Raw genomic sequence first — 19,202 nt, forward strand, 5'->3', positions numbered from 1 at the left:
GCCGAGCGGTGATGGCAGCCGCCGGCCGACGCGGAATATGGTTGGCCGAAAGGGGCGGGCACAGAGTACTTTCACCGTCCATGACCCCGAAGTTGCAGACCGAGCGTCTGGTGCTGGAGCCTTACACCCTTGATGACCAGGAAGGCTTCGTCGCTATGTTCCAGGATCCGGAGGTCGCGCGGTGGATGGGTGACGGTCTGGCCCCCGAGGCGGAGGACCGGGCGCTGTTCGGGCGGATTTTCACCAAGGTCTACGCCCAGAACCTGTTCGACGTGTGGGCCGTCCGCCGTGACGGGGTCCTGGTCGGGCACGCCGAGATCAAGCGGACCGACACGGTCCAGGGCCACGAGCTGGTCTACGCGCTGACGCCCGAGGTGTGGGGTTCAGGACTGGGGACGGAGCTGGCCCGGACGATCGTCGCCCACGGCTTCGGCACGCTGGGGCTGGACAAGGTGTACGCCACCGTCGCGGCGCCGAACGGCGCCTCGCTGACCGTGCTGGGCAAGCTCGGCTTCAAGCATGTGCGGGACATGACCAAGGACAACGGCACCGTCATGCGCGTGCTGAGCCTGGGCCGCGACGAACAGCCGCGCTGACCCTCACGATCCCGGCCGGAGACGGGCCAGGGCTCGCACCCGTGAAGGTGCGAGCCCTGGGTCGCATGGTGTCCGTCAGGCTGCGCTGGTGCAAAGCCGACATCCGCACTGTGCGGATCCCGCGTCGCCGAATAGTCGCGCGGCGGCCGCTCGGCGTTGCCGTGGCCGCTGCGGATCCAGCAGGCGCACCGGAACTCCATGAAGCCGCCGGTGTGATCCACGACACCACCCGGAGTTCCAGTCCGGGCGAACCCAACCTTTCGACACGTCACCGGAGTCGGTAAGGGGCGAAAGGAGTCGCCTTGGATCGCAATGACAGCTTCCGCGAGTTCGTCGTCGACCATCAGCAGGCGCTGATGCGCACCGCGTACCTGCTCACGGGAGACGCCCACCAGGCCGAGGACCTGCTGCAGAACGTCCTGCTCAAGGTGCTCGGACGCTGGTCCAGGCTGGCGCGCGTCGAGCACCCCGAGGCGTACGCGCGTAAGGCGCTGGTCAACCAGCACATCTCATGGCGGCGGCGACGGGTCAGGAGCGAGTTCCCGACCGCCGAACCTCCCGACCGGCCGTACTCCAGCGAGGACTCCACCGTTGCCCGGCTCGTCATGCGACGGGCCCTCATGCGGCTGCCGCCCCGGCAGCGGGCGGTGATCGTGCTGCGCTACTACGAGGACCGGACCGAACGCGAGACCGCCGAGCTCATGAACTGCTCGGTCGGCACGGTGAAGAGCCAGGCCCACTACGCGCTGGCCCGCTTACGCGAACTGGCGCCCGACCTCGCGCCGAAGCTCACCGATCTCGAAGCCGAGGAGGCCTACCGATGACCTGGCTGCGTAACGTACTCGTCGACCTGGCCGACGACTCTCCGGAAGTGGACCTCGCCGAGCGGACGATCGCGGCGCATCACCGCAGGCGGCTCACCGCGATCTCGTACGGCGCGGCGGCCATGGTCGTGGTCGTCGCTCTCGGTGTGACGGCCGCCATCCGCCTGCTGCCGGGCGGGCCGCAGGACGCCGCCTCCGTAGGCGACCTGCCAGCACGGGGGGTGGAGGCGCTGAGTCACGCGTACCAGACCTTCTGCGAGCCCCACACCGGGAAGGCCCCGGCGGACTGCCGGGACGGAGGGTGGCGGGTGGTCACCCGGAGCGGCATGACCTACCACGTGCCGGAGGCGCTGCCCAGCCTCGCTCCCGGCCGCACCGGCCGGCGCGACAGCCCCCTAGCGATCAGCCGGGACGGTGGGAAGATCGCCTACTACAGCGCCGAGGAAGGCGCCTTCCAGGTCCGCGACCTGGCCTCGGGCCGGAAGATGACGGCTGCGACGAGAATGCCGGAAACCGGGCTGGGCAGCATCTCGCGTCTGATGCTGTCGGACGACGGGCGGTTCCTGGCCTTCAGCAAGGTCCCGGATCTCAAGGATCCCGCGGTGCTCTTCGACCTGCGCGACGGGATCGCCCGCGACCTGCCGAACCGCGGGGTCCCCATCGGCCTGTCACCGAACGGCTCCACCATCACGCTCGCGGAATACTCCCCCAGATCACGGCTGCGGACGATCTCCAACCTGTGGCCGAGTTCCTCGAAGGGCGACACCACCTCGGTCATCCTGCCGGCGCACTACCTCATCAGCCCGCTCGCCCCCGACGGGAAGACCGTCGCGGTGATCGAGAACCTCAGCACCGCCGAGAAGCCGTGCCGTCACGGCAAGCTCACCCTCATGGACACGCTCACCGGCGAGAAGCGGAAGACGACGGCCATCAGCGGCCTGCCCTCCGACGTCTCCCAGATCTCTCTGCGTACCTGGCTCAACGCCGAGGAGGTCACGGCTCTCACCTCGTCCGTGCGGTGCAGGCCCGCGTCCGGGGAGCCGATCAAGGTGGGCGTGGCGATCGAGCAGCCGTACCGGACCATGACCTCCTACGCCGTGAACGTCAGGACCGGCAAGGCGAGGAAACTCGCCACGTACGGAGCGCAGAGCATCGTCGAGATCGTCCTGCCCGGCCCACCCGGGTCGTGGTGACCTCAGATCTCGGAAGCTCTCAAGCAGGGCCTCCCGACTCCGTCAGGGCAGCGGCGGTTCCTTGACCGTCCCGGGCCGTTCCCGCTCAGGTGTCTCCCCGTCGAGAGTGCCGCCGTCGAACACGAACAGGACTCTGTCGCCTCCCTCCGGGAGAGGCGCCCAATCCACCGCCAGGAGGCGACCGATGGCCGGCTGGATGCCCAGCTCCTCACGCACCTCGCGGACACACGCCTCGTACGGAGTCTCCCCCGGCTCGACGCACCCGCCCGGGATGTCCAGGTAGTGCTTGTACGTGGGCCGGACCAGCATCACACGGCCACCGTCGTCGAAGAACAACGCCCCAGCGGCGGCGCGGGCCCGGGCGAACGGCGGAGCCTGCTCATCGTCCACGCCCTCGACCCTACGACATCACGTCCCCGGCCCTGGCCGTCCGCAAGACTGATCACCTGCGTCTCCGCCGGACCCATACGTGCGGGCCTGGAGCATGGCAGTGTGCAGCATCACGCCAGCCCCGCGGCCCGCCTTGACAGGAGAGACCGCGGATGGACCGAAGGGAGCATCGTGAACAGTCTCGTCGTCCGCCTGTGGCGGCTCATCCGCGGGCCGCTCCAGTGGCGGCTCCTCTGGCTATGGCACGCGAAATTCATGATCGGCGTTACGGGCGTCGTCCGGGACGAAGAGGGTCGCGTGCTCCTCCTGCGGCACCGCATGTGGCCCCCGGAACGGCAGTGGGGCTGTCCCACCGGCTACGCCGAAAAGGGCGAGACCTGGGAAGACACCGTCGTCCGCGAGGTGCGCGAGGAGACGGGGCTGCACGTCAAGGTCGGGCGTCTCCTCCACCTGAAGAGCGGATACAAGCTGCGGGTCGAAGCAACCTACGAGGCCCTGCTCGCCGGCGGCACACTCAAGATCGATCCTGTAGAGATCCTGGAGGCGAAGTGGTGTTCGCCGTACGACCTTCCCGATGGGCTGCAGGAGTCGCACCGGCTCCTGATCCAGCAGATCGCCAGACCGTAGCCCTGGGACTGGACATCGGTGCAGCCTCGCGGTAGAGCCCTTGCGGACAAGATCATTACATGCATATTGCACACGGGCTCCATAACGGCGACGCTCGTGCGCATTCGCACACCTAGCACTCGAGCAAGGGAACATCACGGCCAAACTCCGGTGTCCGATCTGGGCCAGTCTCAGTTCGTCCCAGACGGCGTTTGCGGATCTGGGACGCCCGACTGGTCCAGCAGCGAGAGAATATGACGGTATGACGGATCGATGGCGACCAGGAATCGCCGTCCGTCTGGGACGGTGATGCAGGCGACCGTCGCGTTCCGAACGGATCGGGCTTCTGTCGCAGTAGCGGAACGGATTACGACGGAAGCATCCTGACATGGAATGACGCGTCGTAAGATCTTTCTCTCACGATCGATCGAGTGCGTCACAGCGTCAGCCGCAACAGTGACATATCCGCCTATCCAGCCGCGGTGGGAGGCGTAGGATGGCACGTTGAAGCCGTAGACCAGACCCGGAACCGTAACGGAGCCGTCGGGATGGGACACGGGACGAGGCATTCCCAGCCTTCTGCCTATCTGGCCGCCGAGCCAATCTCCGATCGCTTCGATGATGAACTCTCCGAGCATGGCATCCTCGCATTGACCGGCGGTCACAAAGTCTGGATTATCCGGGGCAACGAATGGAGGCTGTTTCAAGTTCCTTTCACCGTTACCTCACCCGTCAAGGGAGCTGATCGGCGGGGCGTGTCAAGTCGTTCGGAGCGGTCGTCGACGCGAGCGGCGGGATCGGTGCTCGACGAGGTGCGCGTCGGCGGTTGCTCCGGCGCGCGGGGTTCGGGGCTGGGAAGCCGTCAACGGCACCCTCTTCGTTGACCTTTTGCGCACTTCGAGGATGCGACCACGGCGAGCCATCGAGGGACGCCGCTCCGCCGCCCGGATCATGTGTGAATGACCGAATCCGCTTCGACGAGGCTCGTCCTGCTGACGCTGGCCGCTGGACAGTTCTTGATGGCCCTCGACACCTCCGTGATGAACGTGGCGATCGCGACGGTGGCCGAGGACGTGGGGACCACGGTGGCCGGGGTCCAGGGCACGATCGCGGCGTACACGCTGATTATGGCGGTCTTCATGATCCCCGGCGGCAAAGTCGGGGCGATCATCGGCCGTAAGCGCGCGTTCATGCTCGGTTGCGTGGTCTACGGCGCCGGATCGTTCACCACGGCGATATCTCCGAACCTGTCTGTCCTGCTGCTGGGCTGGTCGTTCCTGGAGGGGATCGGGGCGGCGCTGATCTTGCCCGCGATCGTGGCGCTGGTCGCGGGGAACTTTCCCCGGGAGCAGCGGCCGGCCGCCTACGGGCTGGTGGCGGCGGCCGGGGCGATCGCGATCGCAATCGGCCCTCTCGTCGGGGGGCTCGCCACGACGTACTTCTCATGGCGATGGGTGTTCGCCGGGGAGGTGGTGATTGTGCTGGGCATCCTGCTGTTCGCCCGGCAGGTAGCTGACGCTCCCCCGGTCCGCCGCCCGCGCATTGACGTCGTCGGGGCCGTGCTCTCGGGGCTGGGGCTCGGGATCTTCGTGTACGGGGTGCTGCGATCGGCTGAGTGGGGCTGGTTCAGCCCCAAGCCGAACGGTCCCGCCTGGTTCGGGATCTCTCCTGTCGTGTGGCTCTTGCTGGCGGGCCTGTTCCTGATGTGGATGTTCCTGGAGTGGGAGGGCCATATCGCACGACGTGGCAAAGAGCCCCTCGTAGACCCCGGGCTGCTTCGCAACAGGCAGCTCGTGGGCGGCCTGACGATGTTCTTTTTCCAGTACCTGACGCAGCTCGGCGTCTTCGTCGTCATCCCGCTCTACCTGTCGGTCGCCCTAGGGCTTTCCGCCTTGGCCACCGGCGTGCGCATCATGCCGCTCTCCCTGCCGCTGCTGGCAGCGGCGCTGATCATCCCCCGCCTGCTTCCCGAAGCCTCTCCGCGGCGGCTGGTCAGGGCGGGGATGATCTGCGTGATCCTGGGCGCCGCGGTCCTGCTGGCGGCCTTGGAGGTCGAAGCGGGGCCAGAGGTCGTCACTGTTCCGCTGCTGCTGGTGGGGCTGGGCATGGGCACGCTCGCCTCCCAGCTCGGGGCGGTCACCGTTTCCGCGGTGCGGGACGAGCGGAGCGCGGAGGTCGGCGGTGTCCAAAACACCGTCACCAACCTCGGCGCCTCCATCGGCACCGCGTTCGCCTCCTCGATCATGATCGCCACGCTGACGGCCTCATTCCTCAACACCGTGGAGCTCAACCCGGCGATCCCCCCGCAAGTCAAGCAGCAAGCCCAGGTGCAGCTCATCAGTGGCGTGCCGTTCCTGTCGGACGCCCAGCTATCGGCAGCCCTTGACAAGGTCGGCGCGCCTCCCGACGTGGCTCAGGCCGCGCACGACGCCAACGCCAAGGCCCGCATTGTCGGGCTCAAGGCCGCCCTCGCCATCCTGGTTCTCACAGGACTCATCTCACTGTTCTTCGTCCGCCTGATCCCCGCAACCCAGCCCGGCTCGGCCCGCCGCGAGAACGTGCCTCCCCACTCCTGATCCCTCATTGCGGGCGGTTTCGACCTAAATATCCAGGAGCCGGCGAACGGCGCTTCGAGGTCGAGGAGGGCTCACTGCGTGTCCAGCACGGTAGGCGGGGGGCGAAGATCGGCGACGGGCGATTTCCGCTGCCTCTTTTGGTGAGCTTCTGGAGCCCGCCAGGAAGATCACCCGTAAAGATCGTCCCCGGTTTGGCCCCAAGAAGATCGTGCCCATCTCCCGCTGAGTCCTGTTTTACCTGGTGGGCGGTACTGGGTTCGAACCAGTGACCCCTCGCTCGTAAGTCAACCCAGGAAGGTGCGGGACCAGCACCGGCACCCGTCCTGACCTGGGCGCATGGTCCACTGCTGTCCACCGCCGTCCGAGCTTGTCCATGGCGATTGTCACCCGGATAGTCACTCAGTCGGCAGCGTTCGTGATCAGCCGGGCAACAGCGTGAAGGCCTCGACGTGGCGTGGGCGCACGATTCGGAAGTGCCGGTGGTCGACTGTCGCGACCTCCCTCAGTCCCAGGCGCTCGGCGATCGCGATGACGGCGGCGTCCACCAGTCCGAGAGGAAGATCGACGTACCTCTCGACCAGTTCCGCCATTCGAGGGAGGTCTTCGTCCTCCAGTTCGGCTACATGGAAGCCGCTACCACCGAACGACTTCAGGAACGTGACCTCGGCTTGTGGGCCGACACGCGACTCCAGGAGATAGCCGACCTCTCCCATGACCGGCGACGGCACGAGCAGCGGTCCCTCCGCCTGGCGAAGCAGCTTGAGACAGGCCTGGTGGTGCTTGTCCTTGGCGTTGCCGACAGCGAGAAGGACGCCGGTGTCGCACAGAAGCACGTCAGCGGTCCATCTCGGAACGCAGGATCTCCTCATGGCGTTCGGCGAGGTCCGGCTCAGCCTCGAACGACGCGAAGAACGGAAGGTCACGCTCCGCAGGGGCAGGCTCGTCCAGACGGCCACGGATCAACTCCAGAGCCGGGCGTAGCTCTGACTCCGGCAACTGGTCCACGAGATAGTGCAGTTCCTCGCGCATGACGCTCATACCTAAGAGTGTAGGTCCAGAGGCGGTGCCCGTACCGGGCGCGATCACTACGATCGCCTTCAGCTCTTCGTGGGCGACGCGCCGTTTCCTCCGGTGTCGTCCGGAGGCACCGAGAGCGTGTCATCGATGATCGCTGAAGAGAGCTGTAACGCCAGGTCGTTTCGGTCATAACTACCAAAGACCCTGCTCAATTGGTGGATAAGAAACCAACGGGAATCAGGGTCGAGCCCGGTCAGGAACAGGTTGATGAGTTCTGCGATCGCCGCTTCACCCGGCCTCTGTCCATCGGTTCCTGATGGAGGAGCGATCAGGGCGACGGCAGGTTCGATGTCGTCGGCGTGGTTCGCCAGGTCGATCAGGCGATTCGGGTCAGTACCGAGCCACCAGAGCCGGGCGGTGTGAGCATCGCGAAGCACGGTGTCCCGGAAGATCGCGAGACGTTCGACCTCGGCTTGCTGCTGCATGACCTCCAGGTCCCTGGCACGCGCCTGCCGAGCGAACTCGACGTCCTCGGAATCGACGGCGAGTGTCGCCTGGGCATGATGAGGGCCGGGAACCGCTTCTGGACGATCTACTGGAGCCCTTCCGGAAGATCAACTATGGAGATCGTCTCCCAAATGACTCCCAAGCGACCGTCGCGGATCTTCGCGCTCGCCCCAAAAGGCCCCATGACCTGGGTGGGCGGTACTGGGTTCGAACCAGTGACCCCTCGCTTGTAAGGACTGTCCGGAAAAATCAGCCATCTGCGAGAACCCGGAAAACGCCTGGTCAACCGGTGTGTTCGGACGCGTTCGCGGGCGTTCAGGGGCGGATGGCGGGGCTTGATCGTCCCCGTCTCGTCCCCGCGCCGTCCCCGTCCCCGCCCCCGTCTTCCGCCACCGCGCGAGGACCCCTCGCTCAGGAAGCGAGCACTCAACCCCGCCGACACAACAACGGCCCCGCCTCCACGAGGAGACGGGGCCGCGCTCGTTCGAGGGTCAGACTTCGGGTCCGCGGATCTCCACCCGGTCGGCGGGCAACACCTCAACCTCCCCGCCGCGCTCGACGACCATCACCCATCCGCCCTCGGGTAGGTCCATCTCGGCGATCTCCTGCTCGCGGGCGGGGCGGGCGATGATGCGCACCCCTGGCTCTGGGGTGACCACGGTCATGAAGTCGGCGCCGGCCTTCACGAACGAACCCCGGTTCTTCACGGTGTAGATGAGGCCGAGGTCCCGCAGGACGTCGAGGGCGCGCAGGATCGTGTCGCGGGCGACGCCGAACTCCTGCGACAGGTGGACGACGGAGGGCAGGCGGCGGCGCGGCTGCCACTCGCCGGCGTCTATGCGGGCGCGGAGCGCGTCTACGATCTGCTGTTTCACCGTGAGATCGGAGTCATAATCGACCACATCCTGACCGTAGATTCGGCTGCTACCAGCCCTTATGCCGACTCAACCTATATAGGTCATGCTAGGTCAGATCGTGGATCGTACTAGTCACAGCACTGGGCTACTGGCGAGTAGAGGACTACTGTCGGCGCATGCCCCTTCCCGAGATCCCCGAGTTCACCACCTGGGAAGACGCGGACGGCTGGCACGCCACCTGGACGCGCCCCCTCACCGCCGAGGAGGAGCGGGCGCGCATCCCCGAGCAGGCCGACGCGCCCCGCCTCGCCGAACTGGAGACGGCTTGCGCCTGGCTGCGGATCCGCCGCGATCTGGCCAACCGGCCGAAGCGCCAGGTGTGGCGCACAGCAGACCTCGCGTCGCAGTTCCGTACCGGGGACCCGACGTGAGTTACACGACCGTCCCCTACGTGATCGCTTTCGCGGGCGAGGAGCGCCGCGACCGGCTGGTCTTCGAGCGGCACACGGGCTCGGACGGCGGGCTGCGGCTGGCCTACGCCGTGCCGCGCGCCGGCGACCGCGTAGGCGGCATCCTGCGCGCCCGCGTGCGGGACCTTCGCGCGAGGCCCGCCAGGCGGGGCCCCGAGCGGATGCGGAAGCTCAACACCAGGCGGCAGTGGGCGTGCATGGACCGGCTGCTGTGCCAGGTGTGCGCCCGCCCGGCAGCCGACCCGGGCACAGGGCGCACCTGGTGGATCCTGGTCCCGTCCGTGTTCGAGCCGACCGCCATGACAGGACTGCACCCGGACCGGCCGTGGACGGAGGGCGCCTGCGACGAGGGCCGCACGAACGCGCCGCCCACCTGCCGAGACTGCGTCGGCATCGCCCTGCGGGAGTGCCCGATGCTGCAGCAGCACGCGCTGGTGTGCACCGCGGAGCGGGTCGTCTCGGCGGGGGTGCTGGCCGACATGTACGAGCCGGGCCCCGGCCTGGCGCCCCGGCCGACCGCGCACAACGTCTACATCGCGTGGGACGCGTTCTCCCGCCACCCTCGCGCGCTGGCCACCTCTCAGGTGGTGCAGCTGTACGGGGTCGAGTCCAGCGTGACGCTGGCGCCCGGCTCCGGCGCCCATGATCTGCCCGGTCCTCGCGCTGCCCCGTGAGCCGCGAGGGCCGGGCATCCAACGTGGCCTCCGCTGCCCGCACAACTTGGGAGAGGGGGGCGGGCAGCGGGGGTCACTCCGCACAGCGGAAGGGAGCGGATCCGCGGACCCCTCGCCCAGCCTCGACCTACCACCTACCGTCGACACTATGGGCCCACGGAACGCGACCACACGGTAACCATCACCGACCAGAACGGAGAGCACCATGGGCAAGGACGAGAAGCCGATCTGTGGCACCTGCCTCGGCGCGGGCGGCGAATGGATCGAGCTCAACGGCCAGCGGAAGAAGGAACGTAAGTGGGTACCGTGCAGGGCGTGCTCCGGGACTGGGCGTAGGTAGCCGTGTCCGACCGGATCACCTGCCCCGAGTGCAACGGCCGGCGCGGGGAGCAGCTCGGTCCGCTGTTCCTCGCCTGCCGGTTCTGCGGCGGGACCGGCTGGGTGGGTGACACGAACGAGCCGGCCGAACGCGGCGAACAGGCGCCACCCGAGCCTCCTCCGGCGTGGGAGCACAAGGTGTGGCTGGACTCGTGGATCTCTCAGCGGGTGGGCTGCCGGTACTGCCTGGGCACCGGAAAGGTGACCACGATCGACGAGGAGTCGCGGACGATGGTGAGCGCGCCGTGTCCGGCGTGCACGACCCCGTAGCGTCTGCCGTAAGCACGCCAGCCCCCGCCCGACGAACCTCCGGGCGGGGGCTTCATGTCACCCGAAGGAGGGCAATCCGTTGAACCGCTCGCCCGGCCCCGACCGGCGGCCTACCGTCGAGGGCATGACCCCAGCCGACCGAGACTACTTCGCCCGCATCACCACCTTGCGCGGCAGCGTCGTCACCATCCCCGGCCTCACCGAGCAGCAGGCCCAGGCCATCGCCGACCAGCACGGGCCTACCGAGCGGCCGGCACTCACCGCCGACAAGGGCAAGACGACGTGCGGGCGATGCCAAGGCGCAGGCGGCTGGGAGGAAGAAGTCCGCTCGAAGAGCAGCGGCGGCAGCGAAGTCGTCACCAAGAAGTGGGTGAACTGCCGGCCATGCGGCGGCACGGGTCAAGTCCCGAAGTAGTCCGGAGCGCACGAACCCCCCCGCCCGACGAACCTGCGGCCGGAGGCTTCTCGTTGTCGCCGCTAGTCCGGAATCTCGAAGGCGAATGACCACTCGTGCCGGCTGGCCGCGTAGATACTCTTGCCGAACTCGATCACCTGCCCGTCTGCGGCGCGTACCCATCGGGCGACCTCAACGATCGGCTCTCCAGGCGGGAGGTTCATCTCTTCCACCTCCTCCGCAGTCGGCATTCGAGATTTCAGCTTCTCTGTCACCTCGTCTGGTGCGAGGCCGCACGCGAAGAGAATGTCGAGACTCCCGCGGATGCTCGCCTTGCCCGGTGTGTGTTTCTCCGGCAGCTTGGGAACCAAACTCAGGCTTGGCTGCGATCCGGGCGCCCCGGTTAGCTCCTCGGCCCTGGCTCTGATCTCATTGAAGTCCAGGCCCTTGAAGTATTCGAGGCCTGCCTGTAGGAGTCCGCGGCGGTTGCATATCGCCTTCAGGAGCTTCTCGTAGTGGGCTGCATAACCTGGGCTGCAAGGGGCTGAGTACCACTGGCTTGTGACTCTGACCCCGTGGCGGGCTGCTTCCTGCTGATGCGTTCGTAACCGCGCTTCGACGTCGGTTGCCCGCCCAACCTTGAGCGTGCCACTGTCGAAGGCGACCACGTAGATGTGGCTCGTGCGAGCGGCGGCGGGGTCAGGGTCAGGGCTATACCTCAGTGTCGGGTCCGGGTATGGGCTAAAACTCATCGTTGCCTGCCACCTGTCCGATCGGGAAAACGTGTCGCGTCGCAGCGCAGACCGTCTCCAGCGTGTGCACGGGGGTGCCTTCTTGGCTGTAGGACGCACGGAGCACCTGGGCAACCCACTCCCCTGATTCGAGCTCCAGCGTCTCCCGCTCGAACGCTGTCGGCCGGCGCACGACCAGATACTCCTCGGCCCGCCCGAACTGATATCCGAGGTCCTGTAGTGCGGCTTGCAGGGAGGGGCGCACGAACTCCGGTTCGGCGATCCTGGTGTCGGCGAACAGGTCCGCGCGGAAGAACGAGGTGGCGATCCGGACGGGAACGTCGTTGGCGTACATCAGCTTGCGGCGGGCGATCACCTCGTCGCCCGATTCCACTCCCAGCGCTGCGGCCACGTGGTCACTAGCCGGTTCGGGGCCGATGTAGAGCATGCGGCGTTCGGCTTTGATGCCCTGGCGTTCGGCCTCGACCAGGAACAGCGACACGGAGCCTCGGATCGACGGGTCTGTGGGCAGGGCTCGCTGGACGAGCACGCGCGGCGCTGGTTCGGAGGGCGGCTCGGGTGCTTTGGCCGCGGGCCCTTTGCTCATCTGGGAGATGCGGCCGGGCGTGACGCCGAGCCGTGAGGCGATCTGCTCCTGGGTGAGGCCAGCGCTGCGGGCTTCGGCAATGGCGTGCCGTCGATACTTGGCAGCTTCCTCGACGAGTGCCCTGTCCTGGGTCATGAGCTGGGTCAACGCGTGCGCCCGTTGGACGGGATCTGGGATAGTCGCCGCTTCTCGTAGGGCTCGCAGGTCCACGTGACAGCTCCACTCATGCTTGGCCGAAGGGATTGCAACCCCGACTATAGCCCCCTAAAGTCGAGGTGAGAATCCACGGCCTGGCGGCCAGAGAGGTGCGCACCCATGAGTGGAGAGCGTCAAGTCCCTCAGGAGTTCGCCGAGGGGTTCGCCGAGATCATGGAGAAGCTCGAAGAGGTCACCTGCATGGTGGCCGCCCTCGACGTGATCGCAGCCAACGCATATCAGCGCGGCCTGGAGGCCGGTCGCGCCCAGCGGAGTTCCGCAGCCTAGACGTCGCCGTCTTCTGGTTCGATGCCGGCCGTTCGGCAGATGCGGCGCACGTGTTCTCTGGTGTAGCCAGAGATGGTGACGATCCGCTTTTGGGGGACGCGCGCTCTCGCCGCATCGACGATGGTCTCGGCGAGTTCTCGGCGAGCCTCGGCTAGCTCGTCATAGAGCCGACGATATGCCGCTGCCGCTTCGGCTAGCCGATCCTCCTCTGTCGCCACACCGAACATCGTTACACACGTTGTGTGGCCAAACAATGAGGCATTCAGAACTTCCGACGTGCATATAACCGCATTTCGGGCATCCCATATAGCCACCTAATGTGGCCTCTTGACCTGGCCACATTGGCATGCCACATTGTGTGGCATGGAGACCACGGAGATGCTCCCTTCCACGGAGAGCACCCAGAGCGCCGCGTGCTCCCGCACGCCAACGCCGTTCATGCCCGTGAAAGAAGCCGTGGCCTTACTGCCCGTCTCTAAGGCGTACCTCTACACCGGGCTACGCGCCGGCAGGTTCCCCGGAACCACCTTCGGCAGGGCGCGGGTGCTCCTCCGCTCGTTCGTCGAGGAGTTCGTGTCGCGGGTCGAGGCCGGCGAGCGCATCACCTTTGAAGACTACGCCGCTGACTGGCGCACGAGAGACAGCTCGAAGGCGACGGTCTGATGGTCCACGTCGCCGACAGAAACGCCGAGGGCGTCCCGCTTCGGCCAAGACTCAGGACGCCCTCGCTCCGTTCAACCGATTGGAGCTACTTCATGATGGCACACCGCGACCACACGGTCTGCTGGCCTCTCACACTCCACCTGGCGGACGAGGGCGGCACCCGTACCTCGACCTTCCGCTACCGCACGTGGGAGCCGTTCTCCGTCACCCTCACCCTGCCCCTGGACGAGGGGGCGGCCGAGTTCGAGTTCGCCCGCGACCTGCTGGCCGATGGCGTCGAGGAGGCGGTCGGCGAGGGCCGGATCGAGGTCTCGCCCCACTACATCGACCCCGACCTGGTGACGCTCCGCATGTTCACGGCCGGCCGGTGGCACGAGTTCTACGCCCGCCGCGACGACGTGGACGGCTTCATCGACGCCACCTGCGAGCTGGTGCCGCTGTGCAAGGCGGCCGAACGTCTCGACCTGGACGCGCTCGTCCACCAACTCCTGGCCGGTGCGCGATGACTCCCGCCGAGATGAAGGACGCGCTCCAGACCGTCAACAAGCTCGTCACGGACTCAGCGCGCCGCCAGCCCGCCACCCGCCCGCTGATGGACCGTGGCGGCTGCACCCACCCCGCCTGTACCCGTTGCGGCACCCGCCCCCGGACGGTGCGGCGATGAGCCCGGCCCGGCCATCAGCCCCCAGCCGCTTCCCCGGTGGCCGGGCCTCCCTCTACTCCCCGTCCGCAGCGGGCGTGCCCGGAATCCAACCATCCACCCCGAGCGGGCGGGACTCACAACCGACAGACCCGATAGCGCTGGAACAGGACCCCGATGAACCCGATTGATGACCTGATCGCCGTCTACCAGGCGGTGCCGCTTCACTGGCGGGTCGGCGCGCTCGCGCTGATCGGCCTCGCGGTCCTGGTGGCCACACTGGTCATCGGGTGGCGCGTCTACCAGGCCGTGTCCGAGCGAGTGAAACGCACTCCCATCGAAGACACCCTGACGATCGTCGGCGCCACCATCGCCACAGGCGTGTCCGCCACCGGCATGTGGAAGTTCACCGGAGACGTGCTCGACCTGTGGTGGCCGCTGCGGATCGTCTTGTTCGCGTTCATCGAGGTCGCTGTCGTCACCTCCGCCGTGCGCGCCCGCCGCTCCATGCGGGAGAACTACTCCGCCGGCGTGGACGGGATCGCGGTGTGGGTGCTGGCCGGACTGACCGCCGTACTGTCCAGCCTGGACGCGGCCAGCTTCGGCGAGGCAGCTTTCCGTCTCGCCTCGCCGCTGGTCGCCGCCTGGTTGTGGGAGCGCGGCATGCGGCTGGAACGCCGCCGCATGCGCGGCATGACCGGCATCAACTGGCGTCTCACCCCCGAGCGGATCCTGGTCCGTCTTGGCCTCGCCGAGGCGACGGACCGGACCGCGGGCGATGTCGACGCGCACCGCAGGCTCACGCGGGTGGCTCTCGCCATCAAGAAGGTGCGGGCGCTCCAGCAGGCGAACGCTCCAGCGCGGAAGGTTCAGAAGGCGCTCGCCAAGCTGGACAAGGCGATGGACGCCGCCGTCGAGTACGCCAGCCTGGCCGTGGACGAGGCGCGGCAGGAGGCGCTGCTGGCGCAGATCGACACCCTGTACAGCACGGGCGTGCTCGTCAAGCGGGAGAAGGTGCCCGCGTGGGCGGACCCGGTCAGTGAGCGGCAGCGCGCAGAGGCCGCCGCCGCGGTGGACGAGCTGCGGCGCCTGAACGCCGCCGAGGCCACCCAGCGGGCACTCGACAACGCAGCGCTGAAGCTCATGTCGTTGACCCCGGACGTGACCCCCGAGTTGATCAATTCTGGGGTCAACAGCAAGGTCAACAATCAGGTCAACAACGGCCCCGCTCAGACGCCTGAGAACGGCTCAAAGTTGAGCCCCGAGTTGACCTCCAGGTTGACCCCCGAGGTGACCATCGAGAGGGTCAACAACCCGATCAACTTCGACGTCAACAACGCCGCCGCCTACGACCTCGGCCGGATGCTGTCCGCCGACCCCTACATGACCTCTCCGTTGACCCCCGAGTTGACCCCTGGAGGCGTCAACAACGAGGTCAACGACGACGCCGAATCAGCGCCGAAGACGCAGGTCATGAAGGACCTCTGGGACGCCGAGGTCGCCGAGGACCGGTACCCGAGCGTGACCGAACTCGCCCGGCATGCCGGTGCCGACGTCAGCCTCGCCTCCCGAAAGCGCAAGGAGTGGGTGGCGGAGCTTCCGTGGCGGCAGCGACGCAAGGCCGACCCTCCGAAGAAGGTGACCGCGTGATGGCCCGCTACTTCGACCCGATCTGCGAGCACATGCACAACCGTGAAGACCTGCCCACCTGCCCCACGCGCGGCGTGAACTTCAGCCGTGGCTGCGAGGGCTGTGAGCGGGTGGCCGGCGTGACCCCGTGCGGGGTGGTGGCGGCATGACGCCCGGCAACGACCGTCCCGACACCCCAGCCCCGCAAGGAGACCCCATGCCGAACGACGCCCCCATCCCGATCGAAGACCTCCCCAACGACAAGCTCGAAGCCCTCGCCGAGGTGCTCTTCGACCTCGGACGCAGCGAGCAGGACCGGCGAGACCGGGACCGCGCCCTGGACGAGTTGCAGCGGCGCGGTTGGCCCTGGTGAGGAGGTAATAGCTGATGGGTTCTAGCGAGTGGTCCGGCGACATGCTGGACCGGCCGGAGATGGTGGAAGCGTTCGCCGCCCAGCTGCGGCGGGCTATGTCGGAGTACGCCGACTATGTGGCCCGCATCAGGCGTGATGCCGAGGCGATGTGGAGGGAGAACCCGCCGGCCGAGTACAGCACGTTTGAGGCGTGGTGGCGCCACCACAAGGTCACTGCCCCGTTCGCGGAGATTCAGCAGCATCTGGAGGCGGCGGCGGCGCTGACGTTCCGGCTGGAGGCACGTTACCGCCGCCACCGGCACGAGATCCCGGATCGTCGCCAGGCCGAGGCGCGCAGGCGCGAGCAGAGGGCGCTGGACGGCGGGCAGGAGCCCGCTCCGTCGCCGCGGCCGGCCGCTCGTGCGGCTGAGGAGTCTTCCTTTCTCGACATGATCCAGCGCGGCGGGCGGAGGTCGGCATGAACCAGCCGATGGCTGCCGGTAACCGTCGCCGGCATTGGGAGGCGCGGCAGGCGCAGAACGCCGCTCTCGGCGCTAAGGGTGTCGCCCTCGCCTGGTCGGATCAGGCGAGGGCCATCGCTGCGGGGAGGGCCCGGAGCGGCGATCACAGCGCATGGTCGGACCTGGTGACGGTTCTGGAGACGTTCTGTGCCCGGTTCGCGGCGGACGGGACTCGGCGTGCGGAGAACCAGCGACGGCATTGGGAGGAGCGGCTCGCCGCGCTGGACGGCGCGCCGATGAGGGCGGTCGCGTTGGCGTGGTGGGACAGGGCCCGGTCGGTGGCGGGCGGCCAGGGTGACGCGGCTTGGAATGACTTGGCGTTGACGCTCTCCAACTACTGCCAGCGTTACGGAGCGTGATCTCCATGTTCATGTTCATGTGCCGGGTGTGGGTCTCGCGCGCGCATTATGCGGACGCGCGGACGCGGACGCGCGCGGACGCGTGCGCGCGAGGGTATCGATCACTCTCCGTTGATGCAACAAGCGGGGTCCGTCATGGCCGATGACCACAACGTGGTGAGTTTCCGGCCCCGCTCGGACGGCGGCCCGGTGCCGCTTCCGCCGCTGCCAGGCGATCCCCGTCCGGAGGTGCGGATGGCGGCGCCAGCCGAGGCCGCGTCTGACCGGGAGACGGTGGCGGCGTTCGCGATGTCCGGGCTGCCGGGGGTGGAGACGATGACCCCTCCCGCCGCTCTGCTAATGCCGCCGCCTCCTGCCCTTGGTGGCGGCTCCGGAGGCGGGTCGGGTGATGACGGGAGCGGCGACGAGGACGGCGCCTTCGTGCCGCCCCAGCCGGAGGATCCTGACCGCCCGACCGTGCGGGACACGCTCGCGCTCGCCGTGGCGCTGGTGACCGCTCTCGGCGTGGCCGCGGCGCAGGGCATGTGGCATCGCGCCCGCCAGCGTCAGGCGCTCGCCGATCAGGCGCGGGCGAACGCGGACAAGGCGCAAAGCAAGGCGGTGGGCGGGCGGAAGGCGTCTGATGCGGGCTCGTCCGGGTCGCGGGGGTCGTCCGCGCTGCGCTCCACCGGGTCGTCGAGACGGAACGGCGATGACTCCGGCGGCGGGAGCAGGCGCCGCCGTGGCGGCAAGGACCGGCCCGATGGGCGCGATACGTCGCTGCGCAAGCCCGGCCCGGGGAAGGCGCCCAAGGCGCGCCGCGACGGCAAGGCGATGTGGAGGGACCGCAGTAAGCGGCGCAGACGCCCGCCCGGCAAGGACGACCTCAAGCGGCGCCGCGGCGGTGACGGCAGCATGCCGCCGAAGCGGCCCGGCGCCGACAAGCGCACGCTGGCTCCTAAGACCCCGAAGAGCCCGAAGGGTCGGGGCAAGCTGCGATGGAAGGCTCCGAAGCGTCGGAAGGGCGACCGGCCGAAGGGCTGGACGTCCGGCCGGCCCGGCGCTGGCCGGAAGAGCAAGGCGGACCGCAAGGACAAGAGCCCGCGTGATCGGCTGTCGTGGAAGGCACCCAAGCGGCGACCCGGCCCTGGCGGCGATAAGGCCATCGGCGGGCGGAATCGGTGGAAGCGTAGGCCGCCCGGAGCCGGTAAGACGCGGAGCAAGGGCGGTAAGCCCAGGACGCAGCGCCGGTTCCGTAGGTCTCGGCAGTTCGTCCGGTGGACGTGGAAGAGCGGCACCGCGTGGCGTAAGCGCCGGCGCGCCTGGCGCCGGGCGGCGTCCCATGCGGCTGGAGCTGCGGGCTCCTCCCATACCGGGGGTACCGGCGGCCGGGAGTCGTGGACCCGCTCGACACCTCCCCCTCCGCCTCCCGGGTGGGAGGGGATGCGCCCCCCGCCCGGCGCGAACCGGACCGTGCGGGTGACCGTCGAGCGCGTCGACGAGCCCGCCCGCCCCCGCCCGGAGTCGGAACCGCTGTTCCTGACAGGCGCACCGCGTCATGGACGGGCGGCCCTGCCCGCCTCCCGGGCTCACAAGCCAGCCGCGCACCCGACGAACGGAGCACGACCCGTGAGCAAGCCCGTCCGGACCACCCAGCATCGGGACGCTGATCTCACCATCTATGACGTGATCGAAGCTGACGCCGATATGGCCGAGGAGATCCTGGCCGGGGTGGACGAGGCGCGAGCAGCTGTGGACGGCTGCGAGCAGCTGCTCACCAAGCTGGAAGCCGTCCACGCCAAGATCATCGATTTGAAGGTGCCCGGCGTGCTGGCCGGCTGGATGGTGCGGCTCATGGAGAAGACCGCCACAGTCAAAGCCCGCGCCCAAGCCATCGCCGACCGGCTGCCCGCCGCCTCCGAGGCCATCTCGGTCGCGGGCGGCAACGCCGCAGCCATCTACAAGCCGCCCGCGGACGTGACCCGCGACATGGGCCACACCCGGCCCGCCGAGCGCGACTACCACAACGAGTAGGAGAACTCCTCATGTCCGAACTTGAACGCCACCACACCGGCGGCGCGGTCGCCACCAGCGGGGGTGTCATCGACACCGTCGTCCGCTACACGATCGTGATCGCCCAGCTCACCATGGCTGGTGTCAAGCTGCGTGGCCTGTCGGAGCAGGTGCGCGGCACCTACCGGTATGTCGAGGGCTGCTCGGCCTCGGTGGACCGGCTCGCCGACCAGATGGCGTCACTGCACGTCGACCGGGACACGATCGGCGAGCACCGGCAGGCCGCCGCAGTCATGCGGTCCGTGCTCGGCGAGGCGGAAGCGATGGCCGCCGCCACCGAGGACCTGTCGGTGATGTTCGAGCAGGCGTCCGATGCGCACCGGGCCGACTACGGGCCGGTCGCCGACTCCATCCACGCCATGCCGGTGCCGATGCCGGACGCGTCGTTCCTCAGCAACCGCTAGCCGCAGGGA

The 19,202-nt window shown here is 68.2% G+C and carries 28 protein-coding genes; 19 read left to right on the forward strand and 9 right to left on the reverse strand.

The genetic code is table 11. The features are described from left to right. Window positions 1-80 precede the first annotated feature (80 nt). From ACQEUU_RS28390 to ACQEUU_RS28400, 3 genes are all read left to right on the forward strand, one after another. Window positions 81-596 carry a GNAT family N-acetyltransferase gene (locus ACQEUU_RS28390; RefSeq protein ID WP_433071592.1) on the forward strand — a complete coding sequence of 172 codons (516 nt, stop codon included), beginning with the start codon at window positions 81-83 and terminating at the stop codon, window positions 594-596. Between the two features lie 302 nt (window positions 597-898). Continuing rightward, the gene (locus ACQEUU_RS28395; RefSeq protein WP_433071594.1) at window positions 899-1,420 is read left to right on the forward strand and encodes a SigE family RNA polymerase sigma factor; all 522 of its coding nucleotides are present in this window, start codon (window positions 899-901) and stop codon (window positions 1,418-1,420) included. Continuing rightward, window positions 1,417-2,613 carry a hypothetical protein gene (locus ACQEUU_RS28400; protein ID WP_433071596.1) on the forward strand — a complete coding sequence of 399 codons (1,197 nt, stop codon included), beginning with the start codon at window positions 1,417-1,419 and terminating at the stop codon, window positions 2,611-2,613. The genes ACQEUU_RS28395 and ACQEUU_RS28400 overlap by 4 nt, the downstream gene beginning before the upstream one ends. 42 nt (window positions 2,614-2,655) lie before the next feature. Here the strand turns inward: ACQEUU_RS28400 and ACQEUU_RS28405 are convergent, their stop codons facing one another. Further along, on the reverse strand, window positions 2,656-3,003 hold the full coding sequence (locus ACQEUU_RS28405) for an NUDIX domain-containing protein (RefSeq protein WP_433071598.1): 348 nt from the start codon (window positions 3,001-3,003) through the stop codon (window positions 2,656-2,658). 171 nt (window positions 3,004-3,174) lie between these two features. On the opposite strand from ACQEUU_RS28405, the gene ACQEUU_RS28410 reads away from it, so the two are divergent. Together ACQEUU_RS28410 and ACQEUU_RS28415 are read left to right on the forward strand one after the other, a co-directional pair. Next, window positions 3,175-3,630 carry an NUDIX domain-containing protein gene (locus tag ACQEUU_RS28410; RefSeq protein WP_433071600.1) on the forward strand — a complete coding sequence of 152 codons (456 nt, stop codon included), beginning with the start codon at window positions 3,175-3,177 and terminating at the stop codon, window positions 3,628-3,630. Between the two features lie 938 nt (window positions 3,631-4,568). Further along, the gene (locus ACQEUU_RS28415) at window positions 4,569-6,185 is read left to right on the forward strand and encodes an MFS transporter (protein WP_433071602.1); all 1,617 of its coding nucleotides are present in this window, start codon (window positions 4,569-4,571) and stop codon (window positions 6,183-6,185) included. 419 nt (window positions 6,186-6,604) lie between these two features. Here ACQEUU_RS28415 and ACQEUU_RS28420 read toward each other — a convergent pair whose 3' ends face one another. The 4 genes from ACQEUU_RS28420 to ACQEUU_RS28435 form a co-directional block, all read right to left on the reverse strand. Next, window positions 6,605-7,018, reverse strand: coding sequence for a type II toxin-antitoxin system VapC family toxin (locus ACQEUU_RS28420; protein WP_433071604.1), 414 nt, complete (start codon window positions 7,016-7,018; stop codon window positions 6,605-6,607). 1 nt (window position 7,019) lies between these two features. After that, window positions 7,020-7,223, reverse strand: a complete 204-nt coding sequence (locus ACQEUU_RS28425) for a hypothetical protein (protein WP_433071605.1) — start codon at window positions 7,221-7,223, stop codon at window positions 7,020-7,022. 59 nt (window positions 7,224-7,282) lie between these two features. Next, window positions 7,283-7,687: a hypothetical protein gene (locus tag ACQEUU_RS28430; RefSeq protein ID WP_433071607.1), complete on the reverse strand. Its 405-nt coding sequence runs from the start codon at window positions 7,685-7,687 to the stop codon at window positions 7,283-7,285. A 513-nt stretch (window positions 7,688-8,200) separates the two neighbouring features. Further along, entirely contained in the window at window positions 8,201-8,584 is a 384-nt protein-coding gene (locus ACQEUU_RS28435) for a GntR family transcriptional regulator (protein WP_433071609.1), read from the reverse strand. A gap of 158 nt (window positions 8,585-8,742) precedes the next feature. On the opposite strand from ACQEUU_RS28435, the gene ACQEUU_RS28440 reads away from it, so the two are divergent. From ACQEUU_RS28440 to ACQEUU_RS28455, 4 genes are all read left to right on the forward strand, one after another. Then, window positions 8,743-8,997, forward strand: coding sequence for a hypothetical protein (locus tag ACQEUU_RS28440; RefSeq protein WP_433071611.1), 255 nt, complete (start codon window positions 8,743-8,745; stop codon window positions 8,995-8,997). Continuing rightward, window positions 8,994-9,710, forward strand: coding sequence for a hypothetical protein (locus ACQEUU_RS28445; protein WP_433071613.1), 717 nt, complete (start codon window positions 8,994-8,996; stop codon window positions 9,708-9,710). Before ACQEUU_RS28440 ends, ACQEUU_RS28445 begins: the two co-directional genes overlap by 4 nt. Window positions 9,711-10,052: 342 nt before the next feature. Further along, window positions 10,053-10,358, forward strand: a complete 306-nt coding sequence (locus ACQEUU_RS28450; RefSeq protein ID WP_433071615.1) for a hypothetical protein — start codon at window positions 10,053-10,055, stop codon at window positions 10,356-10,358. Between the two features lie 124 nt (window positions 10,359-10,482). Then, entirely contained in the window at window positions 10,483-10,773 is a 291-nt protein-coding gene (locus ACQEUU_RS28455) for a hypothetical protein (RefSeq protein ID WP_433071617.1), read from the forward strand. Between the two features lie 62 nt (window positions 10,774-10,835). Here ACQEUU_RS28455 and ACQEUU_RS28460 read toward each other — a convergent pair whose 3' ends face one another. Then, the gene (locus ACQEUU_RS28460) at window positions 10,836-11,420 is read right to left on the reverse strand and encodes a UTRA domain-containing protein (protein ID WP_433071618.1); all 585 of its coding nucleotides are present in this window, start codon (window positions 11,418-11,420) and stop codon (window positions 10,836-10,838) included. A 73-nt stretch (window positions 11,421-11,493) separates the two neighbouring features. Continuing rightward, window positions 11,494-12,225 (reverse strand): UTRA domain-containing protein, encoded by a 732-nt coding sequence (locus ACQEUU_RS28465; RefSeq protein ID WP_433071620.1) that lies wholly within the window; start codon window positions 12,223-12,225, stop codon window positions 11,494-11,496. A gap of 180 nt (window positions 12,226-12,405) precedes the next feature. Here ACQEUU_RS28465 and ACQEUU_RS28470 point away from each other — a divergent pair, with 180 nt between their 5' ends. Next, the gene (locus ACQEUU_RS28470; protein WP_433071622.1) at window positions 12,406-12,573 is read left to right on the forward strand and encodes a hypothetical protein; all 168 of its coding nucleotides are present in this window, start codon (window positions 12,406-12,408) and stop codon (window positions 12,571-12,573) included. Here the strand turns inward: ACQEUU_RS28470 and ACQEUU_RS28475 are convergent. After that, window positions 12,570-12,791 (reverse strand): hypothetical protein, encoded by a 222-nt coding sequence (locus ACQEUU_RS28475; RefSeq protein WP_433071624.1) that lies wholly within the window; start codon window positions 12,789-12,791, stop codon window positions 12,570-12,572. The genes ACQEUU_RS28470 and ACQEUU_RS28475 overlap by 4 nt on opposite strands. A gap of 145 nt (window positions 12,792-12,936) precedes the next feature. Between ACQEUU_RS28475 and ACQEUU_RS28480 the strand changes: the two genes are divergently transcribed. The 7 genes from ACQEUU_RS28480 (at window position 12,937) to ACQEUU_RS28510 (ending at window position 16,737) form a co-directional block, all read left to right on the forward strand. Beyond that, window positions 12,937-13,236, forward strand: a complete 300-nt coding sequence (locus ACQEUU_RS28480) for a helix-turn-helix domain-containing protein (protein WP_433071625.1) — start codon at window positions 12,937-12,939, stop codon at window positions 13,234-13,236. Between the two features lie 92 nt (window positions 13,237-13,328). Beyond that, window positions 13,329-13,742 carry an SsgA family sporulation/cell division regulator gene (locus tag ACQEUU_RS28485; protein WP_433071627.1) on the forward strand — a complete coding sequence of 138 codons (414 nt, stop codon included), beginning with the start codon at window positions 13,329-13,331 and terminating at the stop codon, window positions 13,740-13,742. A 311-nt stretch (window positions 13,743-14,053) separates the two neighbouring features. Further along, complete coding sequence (locus ACQEUU_RS28490; RefSeq protein ID WP_433071629.1) at window positions 14,054-15,526, forward strand: hypothetical protein; 1,473 nt, start codon at window positions 14,054-14,056, stop codon at window positions 15,524-15,526. Continuing rightward, window positions 15,523-15,675 (forward strand): hypothetical protein, encoded by a 153-nt coding sequence (locus ACQEUU_RS28495; protein WP_433071631.1) that lies wholly within the window; start codon window positions 15,523-15,525, stop codon window positions 15,673-15,675. The genes ACQEUU_RS28490 and ACQEUU_RS28495 overlap by 4 nt, the downstream gene beginning before the upstream one ends. Before the next feature lie 47 nt (window positions 15,676-15,722). Next, complete coding sequence (locus tag ACQEUU_RS28500; protein WP_433071633.1) at window positions 15,723-15,878, forward strand: hypothetical protein; 156 nt, start codon at window positions 15,723-15,725, stop codon at window positions 15,876-15,878. Between the two features lie 14 nt (window positions 15,879-15,892). Next, entirely contained in the window at window positions 15,893-16,339 is a 447-nt protein-coding gene (locus ACQEUU_RS28505; protein WP_433071635.1) for a hypothetical protein, read from the forward strand. Beyond that, window positions 16,336-16,737 carry a hypothetical protein gene (locus ACQEUU_RS28510; protein WP_433071636.1) on the forward strand — a complete coding sequence of 134 codons (402 nt, stop codon included), beginning with the start codon at window positions 16,336-16,338 and terminating at the stop codon, window positions 16,735-16,737. Before ACQEUU_RS28505 ends, ACQEUU_RS28510 begins: the two co-directional genes overlap by 4 nt. 336 nt (window positions 16,738-17,073) lie before the next feature. On the opposite strand, the gene ACQEUU_RS28515 is transcribed toward ACQEUU_RS28510, so the two are convergent. After that, window positions 17,074-17,328, reverse strand: a complete 255-nt coding sequence (locus ACQEUU_RS28515; protein WP_433071638.1) for a hypothetical protein — start codon at window positions 17,326-17,328, stop codon at window positions 17,074-17,076. A gap of 1,017 nt (window positions 17,329-18,345) precedes the next feature. On the opposite strand from ACQEUU_RS28515, the gene ACQEUU_RS28520 reads away from it, so the two are divergent. Beyond that, window positions 18,346-18,750, forward strand: coding sequence for a hypothetical protein (locus ACQEUU_RS28520; protein ID WP_433071640.1), 405 nt, complete (start codon window positions 18,346-18,348; stop codon window positions 18,748-18,750). A gap of 11 nt (window positions 18,751-18,761) precedes the next feature. Beyond that, window positions 18,762-19,193, forward strand: a complete 432-nt coding sequence (locus tag ACQEUU_RS28525; protein WP_433071642.1) for a hypothetical protein — start codon at window positions 18,762-18,764, stop codon at window positions 19,191-19,193. Window positions 19,194-19,202: the final 9 nt, after the last annotated feature.

This window comes from Nonomuraea sp. CA-218870, from assembly GCF_050936535.1.
Taxonomy (GTDB): Bacteria; Actinomycetota; Actinomycetes; order Streptosporangiales; family Streptosporangiaceae; genus Nonomuraea; species Nonomuraea corallina.

Bases quoted from the DNA above. Each gene is read 5' to 3' on its own strand.
- ACQEUU_RS28390 (WP_433071592.1), top strand. From the start codon at position 81: ATGACCCCGAAGTTGCAGACCGAGCGTCTGGTGCTGGAGCCTTACACC.
- ACQEUU_RS28400 (WP_433071596.1), top strand. From the start codon at position 1,417: ATGACCTGGCTGCGTAACGTACTCGTCGACCTGGCCGACGACTCTCCG.
- ACQEUU_RS28415 (WP_433071602.1), top strand. From the start codon at position 4,569: ATGACCGAATCCGCTTCGACGAGGCTCGTCCTGCTGACGCTGGCCGCT.
- ACQEUU_RS28425 (WP_433071605.1), bottom strand. From the start codon at position 7,223: ATGAGCGTCATGCGCGAGGAACTGCACTATCTCGTGGACCAGTTGCCG.
- ACQEUU_RS28430 (WP_433071607.1), bottom strand. From the start codon at position 7,687: ATGCAGCAGCAAGCCGAGGTCGAACGTCTCGCGATCTTCCGGGACACC.
- ACQEUU_RS28440 (WP_433071611.1), top strand. From the start codon at position 8,743: ATGCCCCTTCCCGAGATCCCCGAGTTCACCACCTGGGAAGACGCGGAC.
- ACQEUU_RS28455 (WP_433071617.1), top strand. From the start codon at position 10,483: ATGACCCCAGCCGACCGAGACTACTTCGCCCGCATCACCACCTTGCGC.
- ACQEUU_RS28465 (WP_433071620.1), bottom strand. From the start codon at position 12,225: ATGACCCAGGACAGGGCACTCGTCGAGGAAGCTGCCAAGTATCGACGG.
- ACQEUU_RS28470 (WP_433071622.1), top strand. From the start codon at position 12,406: ATGAGTGGAGAGCGTCAAGTCCCTCAGGAGTTCGCCGAGGGGTTCGCC.
- ACQEUU_RS28480 (WP_433071625.1), top strand. From the start codon at position 12,937: ATGGAGACCACGGAGATGCTCCCTTCCACGGAGAGCACCCAGAGCGCC.
- ACQEUU_RS28485 (WP_433071627.1), top strand. From the start codon at position 13,329: ATGATGGCACACCGCGACCACACGGTCTGCTGGCCTCTCACACTCCAC.
- ACQEUU_RS28490 (WP_433071629.1), top strand. From the start codon at position 14,054: ATGAACCCGATTGATGACCTGATCGCCGTCTACCAGGCGGTGCCGCTT.
- ACQEUU_RS28500 (WP_433071633.1), top strand. From the start codon at position 15,723: ATGCCGAACGACGCCCCCATCCCGATCGAAGACCTCCCCAACGACAAG.
- ACQEUU_RS28505 (WP_433071635.1), top strand. From the start codon at position 15,893: ATGGGTTCTAGCGAGTGGTCCGGCGACATGCTGGACCGGCCGGAGATG.
- ACQEUU_RS28510 (WP_433071636.1), top strand. From the start codon at position 16,336: ATGAACCAGCCGATGGCTGCCGGTAACCGTCGCCGGCATTGGGAGGCG.
- ACQEUU_RS28525 (WP_433071642.1), top strand. From the start codon at position 18,762: ATGTCCGAACTTGAACGCCACCACACCGGCGGCGCGGTCGCCACCAGC.